Origin of the sequence: Comamonas sp. CAH-2 (genome assembly GCF_009668305.1) — a bacterium.
In the GTDB taxonomy this organism is placed as follows: Bacteria; Pseudomonadota; Gammaproteobacteria; order Burkholderiales; family Burkholderiaceae_C; genus Comamonas; species Comamonas aquatica.
The window spans coordinates 436,455-453,629 of the sequence record NZ_VSWF01000001.1 but is presented as its reverse complement, the minus strand read 5'-3'; the positions used below and the strand labels follow the sequence as shown (position 1 = coordinate 453,629).

9 protein-coding genes and 1 riboswitch are annotated in these 17,175 nt (G+C 62.6%); of the genes, 7 read left to right on the top strand and 2 right to left on the bottom strand.

The genetic code is table 11. From position 1 onward, the window contains the following. The first annotated feature begins 226 nt into the window (after window positions 1-226). The 7 genes from FYM52_RS01970 (at window position 227) to FYM52_RS01940 (ending at window position 12,301) form a co-directional block, all read left to right on the top strand. On the top strand, window positions 227-1,141 hold the full coding sequence (locus FYM52_RS01970; protein ID WP_154162867.1) for a diguanylate cyclase domain-containing protein: 915 nt from the start codon (window positions 227-229) through the stop codon (window positions 1,139-1,141). Further along, on the top strand, window positions 1,138-5,646 hold the full coding sequence (locus FYM52_RS01965) for a PAS domain S-box protein (protein ID WP_154162866.1): 4,509 nt from the start codon (window positions 1,138-1,140) through the stop codon (window positions 5,644-5,646). Before FYM52_RS01970 ends, FYM52_RS01965 begins: the two co-directional genes overlap by 4 nt. 340 nt (window positions 5,647-5,986) lie before the next feature. Next, window positions 5,987-6,227, top strand: a riboswitch (cobalamin riboswitch). Window positions 6,228-6,379: 152 nt separating this feature from the next. Further along, the gene (locus FYM52_RS01960; protein WP_154162865.1) at window positions 6,380-8,521 is read left to right on the top strand and encodes a TonB-dependent siderophore receptor; all 2,142 of its coding nucleotides are present in this window, start codon (window positions 6,380-6,382) and stop codon (window positions 8,519-8,521) included. Window positions 8,522-8,590: 69 nt separating this feature from the next. After that, window positions 8,591-9,643: an ABC transporter substrate-binding protein gene (locus FYM52_RS01955; protein WP_154162864.1), complete on the top strand. Its 1,053-nt coding sequence runs from the start codon at window positions 8,591-8,593 to the stop codon at window positions 9,641-9,643. After that, the gene (locus FYM52_RS01950; RefSeq protein WP_238826071.1) at window positions 9,640-10,725 is read left to right on the top strand and encodes an iron ABC transporter permease; all 1,086 of its coding nucleotides are present in this window, start codon (window positions 9,640-9,642) and stop codon (window positions 10,723-10,725) included. The genes FYM52_RS01955 and FYM52_RS01950 overlap by 4 nt, the downstream gene beginning before the upstream one ends. Further along, complete coding sequence (locus FYM52_RS01945; RefSeq protein WP_154162863.1) at window positions 10,722-11,501, top strand: ABC transporter ATP-binding protein; 780 nt, start codon at window positions 10,722-10,724, stop codon at window positions 11,499-11,501. Before FYM52_RS01950 ends, FYM52_RS01945 begins: the two co-directional genes overlap by 4 nt. Then, the gene (locus FYM52_RS01940; protein WP_154162862.1) at window positions 11,498-12,301 is read left to right on the top strand and encodes a (2Fe-2S) ferredoxin domain-containing protein; all 804 of its coding nucleotides are present in this window, start codon (window positions 11,498-11,500) and stop codon (window positions 12,299-12,301) included. The genes FYM52_RS01945 and FYM52_RS01940 overlap by 4 nt, the downstream gene beginning before the upstream one ends. A gap of 348 nt (window positions 12,302-12,649) precedes the next feature. Here FYM52_RS01940 and FYM52_RS01935 read toward each other — a convergent pair whose 3' ends face one another. Then, on the bottom strand, window positions 12,650-15,190 hold the full coding sequence (locus tag FYM52_RS01935) for a GGDEF and EAL domain-containing protein (RefSeq protein ID WP_154162910.1): 2,541 nt from the start codon (window positions 15,188-15,190) through the stop codon (window positions 12,650-12,652). A gap of 169 nt (window positions 15,191-15,359) precedes the next feature. Further along, window positions 15,360-17,066, bottom strand: a complete 1,707-nt coding sequence (locus tag FYM52_RS01930) for a methyl-accepting chemotaxis protein (protein ID WP_154162861.1) — start codon at window positions 17,064-17,066, stop codon at window positions 15,360-15,362. Window positions 17,067-17,175: the final 109 nt, after the last annotated feature.

Below are 17,175 nucleotides of genomic sequence, written 5' to 3'. Positions count from 1 at the left end.
CAACAGCTCAAGAGTGTCTAGGGAATCTGATTCGATTAAGTTCCGCCGTAAAACGTCAATTCACCTCAATCCCCTTGGAGGGCTAATAAGACAACGTCGATTAGGTATTGACCAATCATTTGTTGAATATGTAAATTAGCTTTGAGTTGTTACTCCTTGTAATCAAACTATGAAGCGGTGAATTATTGGGAGCGACTTGGAAGCAACCTCTGAGACGTCCTTATCTATGAACTCCAGCATTCTGATCGTGGATGACAATACGGACATGATCCAGTTGATGGCACGCATGCTGAAGGGGGTGGCGCGACTGCGTTTCGCGACCCATGGTCAGGAAGCGCTGCGATTGATGCGCATGGAGCCGCCAGACTTGGTTCTTCTGGATGCTGAGATGCCTGGAATGAGTGGCTACCATGTGTGCGAAGCCCTTCAATTGGACCCTGTGCTGACGGACATCCCCGTGATCTTTGTCACCGGTCACACAGATACGGATTACGAGGTACGTGGGCTGGATGCAGGTGCCGTGGATTTCATTACCAAGCCCGTGAACGAAGCACTTTTGTTGGCAAGGGTCCGAACGCAGCTGCGCATCAAATCGATGGCCGATGAGCTACGCCACATGGCGGCGATTGATAGCCTGACAGGGCTGGCCAACCGTCGGCATTTTGAGAGCCTGATGCGTCGTGAATGGAAGTGCTGCGCGCGTGATGGCAAGCACATGACATTGCTCATGGCCGATGTCGATCACTTCAAACGGTACAACGATAGCTACGGTCACCCTGCCGGCGATGCGTGCTTGCAAGCGGTGGCACAAGCGTTGCTGTCGATTGCCAAACGCCCGAGTGATCTGGTGGGCAGACTAGGTGGTGAGGAGTTTGCGGTCCTGTTGCCAGATACGGATTTGGCGGGCGGACAGGAGGTCGCAGAGCATGCCGTACAAGCCGTCCGTGCGCAAAGGTTGCCACATGCTAGCTCCCTGACCGCCGAGCACGTCACCATCAGCGTTGGCTTGGCGGTGTGCACGCCACACAACGCAGCCGAAGCAGAGCTGCATGCACTCTACAGCGCAGCTGATCGGGCGCTGTACCAAGCGAAAGCCGAGGGACGCAACCGTTGGATGACGTGGTCTGGAGTGCATGCATGACCCGCGAAAGGCCATACATCATGGGGTTTGTCGACCGAACCATGATGATGGCCTCGGTGGCCATATGTTTAACGATGGCTGCTGCTGCTTTTGCATACCACCAGCAACTAAAAAAGAATACGCTCGAGGCCACGGAGCGATTTGAACGCCTCAAAAACCGCGTGCTGGGTGAAGTGCTTCTGCGCATGCAGCAATACGAGTACGGGTTGCGCGGTACACGCGGCGCAATCGTTGCGGTGGGCGATGGACTAAATGCGGCCACGTTTGCACGTTATAGCGCCAGCCGAAATTTTGACCATGAATTCCCTGGCGCGCGAGGTTTTGGCTTCATCCGCAAAGTACGACCGGACGAGCTTGATGCGTTTGTGCAGCATGCGCGCGATGAAATGGGCGCTGATTACCATGTGAAGGAGCTGCAACCCCACACCGGCGACAAGTACATCATTCAGTACATCGAGCCTTTGGAGCGAAATCGGCCGGTGTTGGGAATGGATATCGCCTCTGATCCCGTGCGACAGGCCACGGCCTTGTCTGCCATGCATTCAGGGCAAGCCACGCTCAGCGCTCCAATCACTCTGATTCAAGACTCTCGCTCCGAGTCCTTGGGGCTGCTGTTGATGCTGCCCGTGTTCAATTACGGCATGCCCTCGAACACCGATACCGAAAAGGACCAATCGCTGCTGGGCTGGGTGTATGCGCCGCTGGCAATGTCAGAGGTGCTGCGCAACCTCGACACGGATGAAAACTTCTTCGCGATGAACCTGCGCGATCAGGCTTCACCTCCCCAGACATGGCTGTATGGCGGCGAGTTGCCAGAGGTCGCAGCGCACCTCAAGCAGTACCCGACGCCCTTGATGCTTTTTGGCCGCGTGTGGGAAGCGCTCCTGCAACCGACACAAGCCTTTATCGATTCACTGCGCCAGCCCTCTCCGGAGCGCAAGGCCATGGAGGCCGGGTTGCTGGGATTGTTGATGTCCGCCTTGGCGATGTCGGTGCTGCACCTGGGGCATCGCGGCCGCGTGCAGCGCCTGGAGCAAGCACGGCGTGCGGCCATCGTGGAAGGCTCGGAAGACGCCATCATTGTGCAAACCTTGGAAGGCATCATCACGGACTGGAACGACGGTGCCAAACGTCTTTTCGGCCATGACTCGGCCGATGTCCTGGGTCACACGGCCCAAGAGCTGCTGGTGCCGCCCCAGCTCAGGGATGAGGACGAATCCATGCTGGCCAGAGTCGCCCAGGGCGAGCATGTCAAAGCCTATGAGACCGTGCGCAGTCACCGCGATGGCAGCATGATCGAGGTGTCCATTTCAGCCGGGCCGATTGTTGGTGCCGATGGCCGCGTGGTGGGCCTGGCCAAGACCTTGCGCGATGTCCGTGAAGTGCGGGCCACTGCCCGTCGTGTCGCAGAGCTCAATGCGACCCTGGAGGACCAGGTCCGCGAGCGCACCACAGACCTGGAAACCGCACGCCATGCGCTGCAAACGGTGCTGGATGCGATGCCTTCGCAAATTGGTTACTGGGATTTGGCGCTGCGCAACCGTGTTGCCAACCGGGCGTATGGGGATTGGTTCCACATCGAACCGGCCAAAGTCCATGGCATGCACTTGCGCGAGCTCATTGGTCGGGAGATGTACGAGCTTTGCCGGCCCCATGTTGAGGCCGCGTTAGCGGGTGAGCCCCGCAGCTTTGAGCAAACACGCCCGGCCACCGCCTCCGAGCCTGCGCGCCACATGCTCTTGCATTTCCTGCCGGACGTCCAGGATGGTGCCGTCAAGGGCTTCTACGCCTTTGTGCACGATGTGACCGAGCTGACCGAAAGCCGCCTGCAGCTTGCTGCGGCACAGCGCGACAACATTGCCCTGCTGCAAACGCTGAACCAGCATGCGATTGTGTCTGTGGCCGACCGGACGGGGCGCATCATCGAAGTCAACGATGCCTTTTGCCACATTTCAGGGTTTGCGCGCGCAGAGCTTCTGGGGCAGAACCATCGCATCGTCAACTCCGGCGAACATCCGCGCGCCTTCTGGGTGGGCATGTGGCGCTCCATCAGCAGCGGGCGCAGCTGGCACGCCGAAGTCTGCAATCGCGCCAAGGATGGAACCCTCTATTGGGTAGACAGCGTCGTTGCGCCGTTCATCGATGCACAAGGTCGTGTGGAGAAGTACGTCTCCATCCGTACCGACATCACGGACCGCAAGCGCACCGAGCTGGAGCTGCAACGCACCCTGGCACTGCTGCGCTCCGTGCTGGAGGCATCGACCCAAGTTGCAATTGTGGCGACCGACACGCGGGGCGTAGTCTCGCTGCTGAACCGGGGGGCTGAGCTGCTGCTCAACACGGACGCCGATACCGTCGTAGGGAAAATGCAAGTCCTGGAGTTTCTGGAAGTGAATGGTGGGGATCCGGCCGAGAGCCTCGACGACGATGGCATTGAGTTTCCCATGCTCGGATTCCGTGGGCCGACCGACATGGCCAAGTTCTACCAAGCCACACAGAATCCCAAGACGCAGTGGTCCATGGTGCGTGCCGATGGTTTGCGTGTGCCGGTCTCGCTGGCAGTGACACGGATGCAGGATGCCAGCGATCAGTTCATCGGTTATCTGGGCATCGCTTCAGACATTCGCCTGCGCTTGGAGCAGGAGCAATCGCTGCGCGTCGCCATGCACCAGGCGAATGCGGCAAATGATGCCAAGAGCCGCTTTCTGGCGAATATGAGCCATGAAATTCGCACACCGATGAATGCCGTGCTGGGCCTGTCGTACCTGCTGTCACGCACCGCCTTGAGTGAAGAGCAGCAAGGCATGCTGCGCAGCGTCCAGGTCGCCGGCAAGGCGCTTCTGGCGGTCATCAATGATATTTTGGACTTCTCTAAGATCGAGGCCGGCGAGATGGCGTTGGAGCGTGTGCCCGTTGATCTGAACCAGGTGGTGCGCGATGTCGCTGCGCTGATCGCCCTGCAGGCGCGTGAAAAAGGCGTGGCCTTTGTGGTGGATGTGGATGAACCTGTGCCCCAGCCTCTGGAAGGCGACAGCGTTCGCCTGCAGCAAATCCTCATCAACCTGCTGAGCAATGCCATCAAATTCACGGACGCCGGAGAAGTGCGTCTGACCGTGCGCCACAAGGCACTGGGCAGCGGCACGTTCCAGGTGCAGATCAGTGTCAAGGACACCGGTATCGGCATCGATGAAGAAGCCCGCAAGCGCCTGTTTGCGCCATTCGTGCAAGCCGATCTGTCCACCACCCGCCGATATGGGGGCACCGGGCTGGGCCTGTCAATTGTCAAGCAGCTGGTGGAGATGATGCGTGGCACTGTCGAGGTGCACAGCACCGCGGGCCAAGGCAGCCTGTTTGTGGTCACCCTCCCCATGTATCGCAGTGCCGGACTGTTGCTGCACCGGGATGCGGTACCGCCCATCCCTGCCGGGCGTGGTCTGTTGGGCGCACGCCTGCTGGTGGTGGATGACAACGAAACCAACCAGGAAATTGCTGCGCTGATCCTGAAATCCGAAGGCGCCACCGTCGACGTTACCGCCAATGGCCAGGCAGCCCTTGCCATGCTGCAAGCGAGTGCACCACCCTACGATGCCGTGCTCATGGATGTGCACATGCCGGTACTCAATGGGCTGGATGCCACGCGGCAGATCCGTGCGGCCCAGCATACGGCCCAACTGCCTGTGATTGGACTTACCGCCGGGGTCTCATTGACAGAACAGACCGAGGCCATGGACGCCGGTATGAACGCCGTCGTCGGCAAACCTTTTGATCCACCGGAGTTGATCCGCATTCTCTGGCGTTGTCTGCCGGCACTGGCGCAGCGCAATCGCATGGTGGCAGCGCCCGCCCCTGCCGCCAACTCGGCATCGGTCCCCGGTGATTGGCCTGCACTGCCGGGCGTGTCGGCCATCCAGTCGTTTGTCCGGCTCAAGGGGCACGCGCCGCTGCTATGGCAACTGGCGCGGCGCATCCTGGATGGCGTGCACCATTTAGCGATGCCTTCGGCAACGCCAACGGCGGAAGATTTTCAGGCTTTGAAAACCAGACTGCACGACCTCAAAGGCATGTCGGGCTCGATGGGCGCTGAACAGCTGTACCAATTGATCAGCCAGGCTGAAGACGCCGCCAAGTCGCAGCAAACGGAGAAGCTGCGGGCATTGATCGCCCAAATCCAACCGAGCTTGCAGGGGTGGGACGCCGTGCTGGCCCCCGCAGAGGACGATGCCAAAGCTGCGGATGCAGGCGTGGAGGGGAACACTGGCCACGATGTCACCGGGGGCGAGGCGCCGGTGTTGCCTCCGCTGGATGCGGCCACGCGCGCCCATCTCGAATCGCTGCGTGCCGCCTTGCAGCGCCATGATCTGGACGCCCTGGACCACTGGGAGGCCCTGGCCCCTGGACTGGCACCCAGGCTGCGTCCAGACCAGTTTGCCGTGCTCAAACTACGCATAGAAACGCTGGCATTTGATGCGGCATTGAATGTGTTGAACGAAGTACCGTTCGATTGAACCGCTTGCTTCTGGCAGCCTGGAACTGGAAACCTTCCCCACCGAGGCCCATGGCCGCAGACACGCGCATTTGCGGCAGGAGGGGCGCCCCCAGCCTGCGCTGGCTGCACATGGTGCGGGGCATGGCAACCGCCCACGGCGACTGCGCCTGCAGGGCCTGGACTAACACCAGGGCGCGGACCTTGTCAGCTCGTGTGGTCCGAGGGTGAATGGCCGTGGGGCACTCCTGCGGGTCCGTCCCCTTGTCCACGGCGCATCCAAACTTGCACCGTTGCTACGATATACTGAGCCGCAAATTGGACCGGAAAGGTGGCGGCGCACGCTGTGCGCCCCATTTCCCAGCCAATTTCACGCAACAGGTGCCCGGGTTCAATCCCGGGTTAAACGGGAACAGGGTGCAATGCCCTGGCTGCCCCCGCAACGGTAAGCAGATCAATCCGAATCAGGGTTCTTGCATGCAAGAACCAGCCACTGGCGTTTTACGTGGCCCCTCACGGGGTGTGCGGAAGCGCTGGGAAGGCGATCGGCAGGCCTTTGGCCATCTGTCAGCCCGGATACCGGCCTGTTGAGCGCTGTGCAATGGAGCTCACCCTCCTCTTGCCAGCATGTGCAACGACCGTCTGCGGGGAGCAGCGTGATGGCCACCAGCTAGCGACAAGAGCTGCGTACGCAGCCTCAGCTTCGCAGCATGGATTCGTCACTTGCAGGCAGACGGCCAGCCTCTTTTGACACCATGCACCATCTCGCCTTGCCTTTCGCCCTGATTGGGCTTGTACCTGCGGCCTGCGCCATCGCTGCGGATGCTCCGGCCGAACCGGCCCCCACCCTGCGCGACAGCGCCGCCCCTCCAGCCCAACTGCCCACGGTCCACGTCACGGACCGTGCCGAAGGCGGCCTGGGCCTGTCGCACGCCACCACCTCAGGCAGTCGCACCGGCATCGCCACGCGCGATCTGCCGGCCAGCCTGGACACGGTGGGCGAGCAAACCTGGCAGGAGCGCGGGGACAGCCGCATGGCCGACATCATCGGCCGCACCGTGGGCATGACGCCGCTGTCTGCGACCAGCTACAGCAGCCTGTCCTTCAGCACCCGCGGGTTTACGGGCACCAACTCGGTCGGCATTGCCGAAGACGGCGTGCGCCTGAGTGTGGCCTCGTCGACCACGCCCTACCCGGCCAACAGCTGGGGCTATGAGCGTGTGGAGGTGCTGCGCGGCCCGGCCTCCATCGTCTATGGCACGGGCACCGTCGGTGCCACAGCGAACGTCGTGCGCAAGCAGCCCACGCGCGAAACGGTGCGCGAGGTGCTGGTCGGTGCCGGCTCACACGGCGCGTCCAGGCTGGGCCTGGGCATGGGCGGGGCGCTGAGCGACACGGTGACCTACCGGGTCGACGCCTATGGCCACTACACCAACGGTGAGCACGACATGGCCCGTGCCCGTGGCGGCAAGCTGATGAGCACGCTGCGCTGGCAGCCCACGCCCGCGCTGCGCCTGGAGCTGCTGGCCGATGTGAGTGACGAACGGCCCGCGCGCTATTTCGGCACCCCCACGCTCAACGGCGCCATCGTGCCCGAGCTGCTGGGCCGCAACTTCAACACCACCGACAGCCGCATCCGCATCCAGGACCAGCGCCTGCGCGCCCGGGCCCAGTACCAGGCCAACGCCTGGCTGACCGTGAGCAACGAGCTCTACCGCTTCCAGGCCAACCGCTACTGGCGCAACATCGAGGCCTACCGCTACCTGCCGGCGACCCAACAGGTGGCGCTCTCGGACTATCTGGAGCTGTCGCACGACCTGGTGCAAACCGGCAACCGGCTGGAGGCCGCCATCCAGACCGGGGCGCACAAGCTGGTCATCGGCTGGGAAGCCAGCCAGGCCCAATTCGACTTTGCCCGCAACGATTACGCCGGCAGCGACCTGGTCGGCGTGAACGACCCGTCGCTGGGGCACTGGCCCAATGCCTCGCCCATGCTACCCAGCTACCGCACCCAGGCGACCACGCACGATTTCTATGTCGAGGACGCCTGGACGCTCAGCGATCGCTGGCTGCTGCTGGCCGGCATCCGCCGCGACATCACAGACTTTGAGCGCCAGGACCTGGTGGGCAGCGGCTCCTTCGACAAGCGCCTGGGCGGCACGGCCTGGCGGCTGGGGGTGACGCACCGGCTCAACGCCCGCACCAGCCTGTATGGCCAGCTGTCCCAAGGCCACGACCCCGTCACCAATGTGCTGACGCTGAACCTGGGCAACCGCCCGTTCAAGCTGACCACGGCACGCCAGATCGAGCTGGGGCTGAAGCAACAGTGGGCCCAGGGCCAGGGTGAATGGACGGCCGCAGCCTACCGCATCGAGAAGAAAGACATCATCACCCGCGACCCGAACAACAGCCTGCTGTCCGTGCAGGGCGGCGAGCAAAGCGCGCAGGGGCTCGAGCTGAGTGCCGCGCTGCGCCTGTCGCCGCATTGGCGCGTCGAGGGCAACTACGCGTTCGTCGATGCGCAGTACGACAGGCTGCTGGAAGCCGGTGGGGCCGATCGATCCGGCAACCGCCCGGCCAATGTGGCGCGCAACACCGCCAACCTGTGGCTGCACTACACCACCCCCAGCAGCCTGGGCCGCTGGCAGGCCTCGCTGGGGGCGCGCGCCGTGGGGCAGCGCTTTGCGGACACCGCCAACACCGCCAGCAGCGCTGGCTACACCGTGTGGGATGCCGCGCTGAGCTGGCGCCCCCACCCGCTCAGCACCTACCGCCTGACGGTGCGCAACCTGAGCGACAAGCTCTACACCTACTCCGCCGTCTCCAGCGCCACCGCCGCACAGGCCTATCCCGGCGAAGGCCGCCGCGTGGACCTGAGCGCCGAGTTCGCGTTCTGACCCAGGGCGATCTCTCAAAAACAGTAGCTGTTAGCGCATGTATTGACTTGCATTCATAGCCAAAACACCATGAAAACCAATCAACACCTGCGCAACCAGCTCTTGTTTTCGAGTGGCTGGCGGCGCCGTGCCATCCCCGCGCTGGCGGGCCTGGCGCTGGTGGCCTGCTCCGACCCACGCCCGCCCGAGGTGCGGGATGCACCCGCCCAGGCCGTTCCTGCAGCGCGGGCGCCTGTCACGGTGGACGTCTGTGGCCAGCCGGTCACCTACACCCAGGTGCCCCAGCGCGCCGTCACCCACGGCATCAACATCACCGAGATGTTCCTGGCCCTGGGGCTGCAGGACCGGCTGGTGGGCTACGGCGGCCTGCGCGACATCACCCGTTTGCCACCCGCCCAGCAGCCGCTGCTGGCGACGGTGCCCGACCTCTCCAACCAGGGCATGAACCTGGAGACCTTGATCAACGCCCAGCCGGACTTTGTCTTCTCCGGCTGGTCCTACGGCTTTCGCCAAGGGCAGATCACGCCCGCCAGCCTGCAGGCGCTGGGCATTGCCAGCTATGTGCTCAGCGAATCCTGCATCCGCCAGGTCGCGCGCGAGCGCGTGTCGCTGGAGGACACCTTCCACGATCTGCTCGCCCTGGGGCGCATCTTCGCGATTGAGGAGCGGGCCGAGGCCCTGGTCAACGGCCTGCGGGCCGAGCTGCAGCGCACCACGGACGCCCTGCAGGACCTGCCCCGAAAGCCCAGGGTGTTCGTGTTCGACAGCGGCACCGACATTCCGGTCACCACGGGCCGCTATGCCATGCCGCAAGCCATGATCGAGGCTGCGGGCGCGACGAACATCTTTGATGACCTGGACAGCAGTTGGATGCGCGGCAACTGGGAGGACGTGATCGCCCGCGATCCGGACTGGATCGTGATTGTGGACAACGACCGCCCCACGGCAGATGGCAAACGCCAGTTCCTGCTGAGCCAGCCAGAGCTGTCCCAGGTCCAGGCCATCCGTGCGCAACGCTTTGTGCTGATGGATTTTGCCGAGGCCACGCCCGGTCCCCGCAATGTGCAGGCCGTGCGCAGACTGGCCCACGCCTTGCACCCCGAGAGGATCCCATCGCCATGAACATGGATGCCAATTTTGCTTTTGGCCTGCAGCGCCGGCGGCGGGCACTGTGGCTGGCCGCCCTGCTGGCCTTGCTGCTGCTGTCGCTCACCTTGGCCATCACCCTGGGGCCGGTGCGCATAGCGCCGCAGCAGGCCTGGTGGATCACGGCGCACGAGATCGGCGGGCGGCTGGGCCTGGACTGGCCGCGCGGTGACTGGACATCCGCCCAGTGGCAGATCGTCTGGCACGTGCGCCTGCCCCGCGTGCTGCTGGCCGCCCTGGCGGGCGCCAGCCTGGCCCTGGTGGGCGTGGCCATGCAGGCCATGGTGCGCAACCCCCTGGCCGACCCCTACCTGCTGGGTGTGTCTTCCGGGGCGTCGGTGGGCGCGGTCAGCGTGATGGCCTGGGGGGCCCTGTCTTTCATGGGGGAGCTGGCCCTGTCGCTGGGCGCCTTTGGCGGGGCGCTGCTGGCCTGCACGGCCGTGTATGTCCTGGCGTGCGTCAACGGGCGCGTGCTGGCCGCGCGCCTGATTCTGGGCGGCGTGGCCATCGCCTACTGCCTGGGTGGCCTCACCAGCCTCATCGTGCTGACCGCGGACCAGCGCGAGTTGGCCAACGCCATCCTGACCTGGACACTGGGCAGCCTGGCGGGTACACGCTGGGACGAACTGGGCCTGCCGGCCGCGCTGCTGCTGGTGGGCGCGGCCTTGCTGCTGACCCAGGCACGCGCGCTTAATGCCCTACTGGCCGGCGAGGAAAGTGCCGCCACGCTGGGCGTGGACACCACCCGCACACGGCGCTGGCTGTTTGTCCTGGTCTCCCTGGTCACCGGCGGGCTGGTGGCACTGACGGGCCCTATCGGTTTTGTCGGTCTGATCGTGCCCCACGTCACCCGCATGCTGGTGGGGGCCGAGCACCGCAGCGTATTGCCCGTGGCCGCCTTGGTGGGCGCCATCTTCCTGGTCTGGGTGGATGTGCTGTCACGCACCACGTTTGCCCCGGCCGAAGTGCCGGTGGGCGTCATCACCTCGCTGCTGGGGGGGCCGTTCTTTGTCTGGATGCTGTGCCGCCAGAGTGCCCGTGAAAGGCTGCTGGCATGAACACACACCTCGAAGCCCGGCAACTGCGCTGGTACGCTGCTGCCCGCCACATCGTGCGCGATGTCAGCCTGCACGTGGGGCACGGTGAAATGGTCGGCCTGCTGGGGCCCAACGGCAGCGGCAAGTCCACCCTGCTGCGCATGATCTACCGCACCCTGCAGCCCACCCGCGGCAGCGTGCATGTGAACGGCCGTGATGTCTGGCACAGCGGTGCGCGCGACAACGCGCGCGCCATGGCGGTGCTGGCCCAGGAGCATGGTGGGGAGTTCGAGCTGCGGGTCCGCGATGTCGTGCTCATGGGTCGCACGCCCCACCAGACGACCTGGGCACGTGACAGCGCGGAAGACTTCCGCATCGTGGCGCAGGCCTTGCAGCGGGTGGACGCCAGTGGCTTGGCCGAGCGCATGTTCTCCACCCTCTCGGGCGGCGAAAAGCAGCGTGTGCTGATGGCCCGCGCGCTGGCCCAGCAAGCGCCGCTGCTGATTCTGGACGAGCCCACCAACCACCTTGATGTGCGCCACCAGTTCGAGCTGATGAACCTGATCCGCAGCCTGGGCTTGACGGCACTGGCTGCGCTGCACGAGCTGCCCTTGGCGGCGCATTACTGCGACCGGCTGTACCTGCTCAAGGATGGCGCGCTCGCTGCCCAGGGCACGCCGGCCGAGGTGCTGACGCCCGAGATCATTGCCGATGTCTATGGCGTGCACGCCCTGGTGCACACCAGCCCCCGCACCGGCAAGCCGGTGATCGAATTCCTGCCGGACGCTGTGCGATGACTTCCATACCCCCTCCCCCCGCCACGGCCGTGGTGCTCCTGGGCCGTGGCACAGCCTATGCGAATGCCACCACCGAGCTGACGCAGCTGGCCGAACGCCTGCAAGCGGTGATGGCCGCACAAGGCCCCCCCGTGCTGCGGGTCCAGCCTGCGTGGGTGGACCGATCCCAACCCAGCTTGCCGCAGGCGCTGGACCTGTGCGCCCAGGCGCAGACCATCGTCATCCTGCCGGTGATGGCGCCGGACGAGCCTTCGCTGCGCCGCTGGCTGCACAAGCTCGTCATGCGCTGGCGGGCTGCACAACCGGCAACGGCTCCTTGCCCACGCTTGATTTTTGCGCCACCGCTGCTGGGTGCCCCTGATCTGGCCCAGGTGCTGGCCCGTACCGTCGAAGCCGCGCTCGGTGATGTCTGTGCCCAGGATGTGCCCGCCGTGGTGGGTGATGACCCCTGGGAGCACGACCCGGCCGCCTGGTCGGCCGTGCCTGAGCACCAGCACCACGTGCTGTGGTGCGTGGGGCCGCGTTGCACGGCCAAAGGTGCGACACAGCTGTACCCAGAGTTGGCCCGGACGGTGCAGGCGAACAAGGACCTGAAGAAAAAGGTGATGCTGCTGCAGACCAGCTGCCAGTACCCCTGCAATCATGGGCCGCTGATGATCGTTTACCCCGGTGGGCATTGGTACGGGCCCATGACCGCCTCGACCATCGCCCCGGTCCTGACCCAGCAGGTGCTGCATGGTCAGGTGAATGAGGCACTGCTGGTGCATGGGCCAACCATGGTGGATGCTGACAACGCTTGAACGCCCCGCCGACAGCGCTTGTCGCAGCACCTCTTGCACAAAGGCTTGCAGATCATCGATCACGCCTTGCAGCACAGGGACTGTGTTTGACAGCTGATTAATTCACAGGCTGCCAGCCACATCCAACGCTGCATCCTGGGCGCCATCCATCGCGCGTGCAAACCCATCGTGATCGCCACCCGCCGCTCTCTTAGGCAGGTGCTGGCGGCTGGTGCCTCAATCGCGGATTCCTTCCCCGTCGGGGCAATCGCAAACCTGCGTACAGAAGTATCGCGCAGGACAGCCATAGCGATCGAAGTCCTCCAAGGCAGGACGTACTGCAGCCAAACCGTCCACTAGGCGCAGACGTCAAAGCTTGGAACTGCGGCCCACTTTCTCGACTTCGGTGGTCGTTTGGCCCTGCTGCAACAACCACTCCGTCAATTCCGAAGGCGCTAGAGGGTGAGCGAATAGAAACCCCTGGGCGACAGGATAGCCCTGCATGCTCAGCATCGAACGCTGGGCCAGCGTTTCCACCCCTTCGGCAACCACGGTCAGGTGCAGACTTTGGCCAATCCCCAGGATGGCGTTGCTGAGCGCACGTGCGGATTCGTTGTGTTCCAGATCGGCCACGAAACTGCGATCCAGCTTGAGTTCGCTGACGGGCAGGCGGCGAAGGTAGCTGAGGCTCGAGTAGCCTGTCCCAAAATCATCCATGGACAGGCGCACGCCATGGGCATGCACCGCTTCAATGGTCTTCATCGTGCTGAGGTTGGTGTCCAGCAAAATGCTCTCGGTCAACTCCAGGGTCAGATCTTGGGGCAGCAGCGCATTGCGTTGCAACGTTTGCGCCACCATGTCCGGCAAGTCCAGGTCATGGAAGCTCGACGGGGAAAGATTGACCGACACCGACGGCACCCGCAAACCTTGGGCGCGCCACTGCGCCAGTTGGCGGCAAGCTTCGCCGAGTGCCCAGCGCCCGATGTCGGCAATCAATCCGCACTCCTCGGCCAAGGGGATGAAGCGCGCGGGCGAGATGAAACCCAGCGCGGGATGTGTCCACCGCGCCAAGGCCTCTACACCATACAGTTGGCCACTGGCCAGTTCAATCTGGGGCTGGTAGTGAAGGTGCAGCTCCTGGTTCTTCAGTGCATCGCGCAGCGCCGTCTCCAGGGTCCGTCGCTCTTGCGCTAACCGGTTCATTTCATCACTGAAGAAGCTAAACAGCCCTCGCCCAGCGTTCTTGGCCTGGTACATCGCCATGTCAGCACGCTGCAAGAGGGTGTCCATGTCCCGTCCATCTTCGGGAAACATGGCAATCCCGATGCTTGCAGACACTGCCAGGGGTTTGCCGGCGACCACCAGCGAGTTCGCGAGCTGTTCCTGCAGCCGCTCTATGGTGCTGGTCGCTTGTTCCGCATCGGTCTGCGACAGCACCATAACGAACTCGTCACCCGACAAGCGCCCTGCCATGTCGCTGGGTCCCAGCGCCTGCAGCAAGCACGCAGCCACATTGCACAGCAATTCGTCCCCTGCGGGGTGACCCATTGAGTCGTTCACCGGTTTGAACCGATCCAGATCAATGAACAAAACCGCCAAAGCTTGCTTGTCACGTGCAGCAAGGGTGATGGCCTGGTTTGCCTGGGCTTGCAACAGGCTGCGGTTGGGCAGGCCGGTCAGTCCATCATAAAAAGCCAGTTGTCGAATGCGGCTGCGTGCATGTTCGCGCTCCAGCGCCAGTGCGCACAAATGTACGCACACATCGGCCAGTTGCTGGTGAAACTCGGTCCAGGCTTTCGAGCAGGTTTGGCGGTAATAAAAGGCCACCGTGCCTATCGCGCGGCCCTCACTGCTTTGAATGGGGGTTGACCAGCAGGCACGAAAGCCCAAGGGCAGCGCCAGGTGCTTGTAATCGGTCCACAGGGGGTCATTCGCAATATCCTCTACGAAGACAGCTTGGTTGCGCCAGGCTGCGGTGCCGCAGGAACCCGCCTGGGGGCCGATGGACAAGCCATCCAGCAATTGCGAATAAGACGCCGGCAGAGACGCACCTGCCAGCGGATGCAGCATCCCGAACGCATCGACTTCCAGGATAGAGGCCGTGATTTCAGGGGCAATCCGCTCCACCTCTTTGCAAATGGTCTCCAGCACATCGCTCAGAGGGCGTTCACGCGCCATGGCCTCCAGCCCTCGGTACTGCAATGCCTCATGCATTTTCGCGCGGGTGATGTCGGTGAGCGTGGAAACCGTGAACAGCAGCTGTCCGGCATCATCCAGGATGGGGTTGCTGACAACTTTGACCCAGTAACGGCGCCCGGTCTTGGTCACCACAATTTCCTCGCGCTCGACGGGAAGGCCCCCGCGCAGTTGAGAGCGGTAAGTTTGCACAAAACCATCGTGCAGCTTGGGCGACAGCAGCGTGATGGGGTCCTGTCCCAGGATCTCTTTCGCATGCCAGCCAAACAAGCGGCTGAATCCGCCATTCACATGAACAATCCGCGAGCTGGCATCACTCATGATGACGGCCGTGTCGGTCGCATCGGCAATCAAGGAAAGGCGCTGCAGATGCGCCTTCTGTGCCTGCTCTTGCGTGCGTCGTGCGGTGATGTCGGTGGCAATCTTGAGGATTTCCACCACCTGGCCTTGCGCATCCAACACGGGGGAATAAGTGGCCTCCATCCAGCAACTGCGGCCGTCACTGCGCACACGTTCCACCACACCCGAATATGCGGTGCCTGCACAGAGTTGCGCCCAAATGTCGTGGTATCTGCTCGTCGCCAGCAGCGCTGGTGTGCAGAGACTGCTGTGCAAACGCCCTTGGGCCTCTTCATGTGTCATGCCCATCATGCGCAGGTAATTGGCATTCGCGTGGCACAAGGCTCCATCCACCCGGAAGGACGCAATCGCCATGACCCGGTCCAGCGCATCAAGGTAGGACAATCGCTCCGTCCTTGGTGGCTGGTTATGGCGACTTCCCTCATTAATGCTGTTTCCTTTGGGACTGCCATGGTGGGCATCCCTGGTATGTGTGCAGGCCCCACGCTTCCGTGTGATCGACGGCCGTATCGCAGTTGCTGACTTAGAAAGACACCCAATCTTTTTGGGCGTCATCGCTGGAAGCAGCGAGGCTTTGTGACGGACTGGCACCGGGCGACTTCTGGTCTGCAGGTTTTTTGGCTGTCAAGGCGGCGGTACGTTTTGGCGCAACCAATGGCGCGTTATCAGGCTCTGGTGTTGGCTTTTCGTGGTCTGCAATCTTGAAGACCGCCACGGCAGCCACCAACGACTGGGCCTGGTTGCGCAAGCTGCTTGCCGCTGCGGACATTTCTTCGACCAGTGCGGCATTTTGCTGCGTTGTCTGGTCCATCTGCGTCACGGCCTCCCCAATTTGTGCCATCCCTGTGCTTTGCTCCTGGTTGGCGGCACTGATTTCGCCCACGATGTCTGTGACCCGGCCAATCGCAGCGACCACCTCGGACATGGTCTGCCCCGCACGGTCAGCCAGTACCGAGCCCTGTTCCACCCGCGCCACACTGGTGGTAATCAGCTGTTTGATTTCCTTGGCCGCCTCGGCGCTGCGCTGTGCCAGTGCCCGGACTTCAGCCGCTACCACGGCAAAGCCGCGTCCCTGCTCCCCTGCCCGCGCAGCTTCAACGGCGGCATTCAGAGCAAGGATGTTGGTTTGAAATGCGATGCCATCGATCACACTGATGATGTCGGAAATCCGGTGACTGCTTTCATCGATGCTCTTCATGGTTTGGACCACTTCGGATACAACGCTGCCTCCTTGAACCGCAACGGTCGACGCATTGATAGCCATTTGGTTGGCCTGGCGCGCGTTGTCGGCATTCTGTTTTACGGTCGCTGCCAGTTGTTCCATGGATGCGGCGGTTTCCTCCAACGCACTGGCCTGCTCTTCGGTGCGTCCGGACAGATCACCGTTGCCCATGGCAATTTGCGCACTGGCCGCAGCTACGCCATGGGCATTGGACCTGACTGCCGAAACGGTGCTGACCAAGCTGTGCTGCATGCGCTCTAACGCGCGCAACAGCTGCCCCATCTCGTCGTGAGATTGCACCAGAATCTTCGCGCTCAGGTCGCCGCCAGCCACGCGTTCTGCCACCGTGACCGCCTGTGCAATGGGTCGTGTGATGGAACGGATGCTGCCAACCGCCAAGAAGATGGCCAGCACTACCGCCACGGCCACAGAAACGGAGACATTGCGGATCAAATCCCGGGCTGCCGTTTCTGCTTGCTCGCTGGCCGTAGCAACGCGTTGGTTTTGGTAGGCCAGCAATTCACGCACCGATGCTTGGTATTCGCGCTGCGCAGGACGCAGTTGATTTTCCAGTGCGGCCATGGCTTCATCACGCCGGTTGTCATTCATCAGGCCCAAGTACTGGTCGCCCAGCGCCAAGTATTTGGAACGCTGTTGCATTACTTGGGCCAGCATGGTCTTGGCCTGCTCGGTTTGAATCAGTCCTGGCAAACGGTCCAGGGCTGCGGCTATGTCGGCACGGGCAGACTTAATTCTTTCGCGCGCGGATGTTTGAATGGTTTCCGAATTGAAGAGCCCGATGTTGCGAAACTGAATCGCCTGTTCGTTGGTGCCATCCAGAACGATACCCAAGGCCTGATTGATGGGCATCTGCCTTTGCGTCACCTGATTGAGGGCCTCGCTTTGTGTCGAAGACCCAAGCAAAGCCACCCCACCCAGTACAGCCATCAGCAAAACCAGCAAGGCAAATGAAACAGCAAGCCGAGTGGAAATCTTGAAGTGATTCATTGCTTCATCCCTTTACGACGTGTCATTGAATGGGCTGGCTCAAATGACCTTTGGAGTATCAACTTTTAGTAACAAATGACCGTTTTTTATATCCGTAGATACCTGAGGC

Coding starts and splice junctions, on each gene's coding strand:
- FYM52_RS01935 (WP_154162910.1), bottom strand. CDS start 15,190: ATGGCGATTGCGTCCTTCCGGGTGGATGGAGCCTTGTGCCACGCGAAT.
- FYM52_RS01965 (WP_154162866.1), top strand. CDS start 1,138: ATGACCCGCGAAAGGCCATACATCATGGGGTTTGTCGACCGAACCATG.
- FYM52_RS01930 (WP_154162861.1), bottom strand. CDS start 17,066: ATGAATCACTTCAAGATTTCCACTCGGCTTGCTGTTTCATTTGCCTTG.
- FYM52_RS01970 (WP_154162867.1), top strand. CDS start 227: ATGAACTCCAGCATTCTGATCGTGGATGACAATACGGACATGATCCAG.
- FYM52_RS01950 (WP_238826071.1), top strand. CDS start 9,640: ATGAACATGGATGCCAATTTTGCTTTTGGCCTGCAGCGCCGGCGGCGG.
- FYM52_RS01955 (WP_154162864.1), top strand. CDS start 8,591: ATGAAAACCAATCAACACCTGCGCAACCAGCTCTTGTTTTCGAGTGGC.
- FYM52_RS01960 (WP_154162865.1), top strand. CDS start 6,380: ATGCACCATCTCGCCTTGCCTTTCGCCCTGATTGGGCTTGTACCTGCG.
- FYM52_RS01940 (WP_154162862.1), top strand. CDS start 11,498: ATGACTTCCATACCCCCTCCCCCCGCCACGGCCGTGGTGCTCCTGGGC.
- FYM52_RS01945 (WP_154162863.1), top strand. CDS start 10,722: ATGAACACACACCTCGAAGCCCGGCAACTGCGCTGGTACGCTGCTGCC.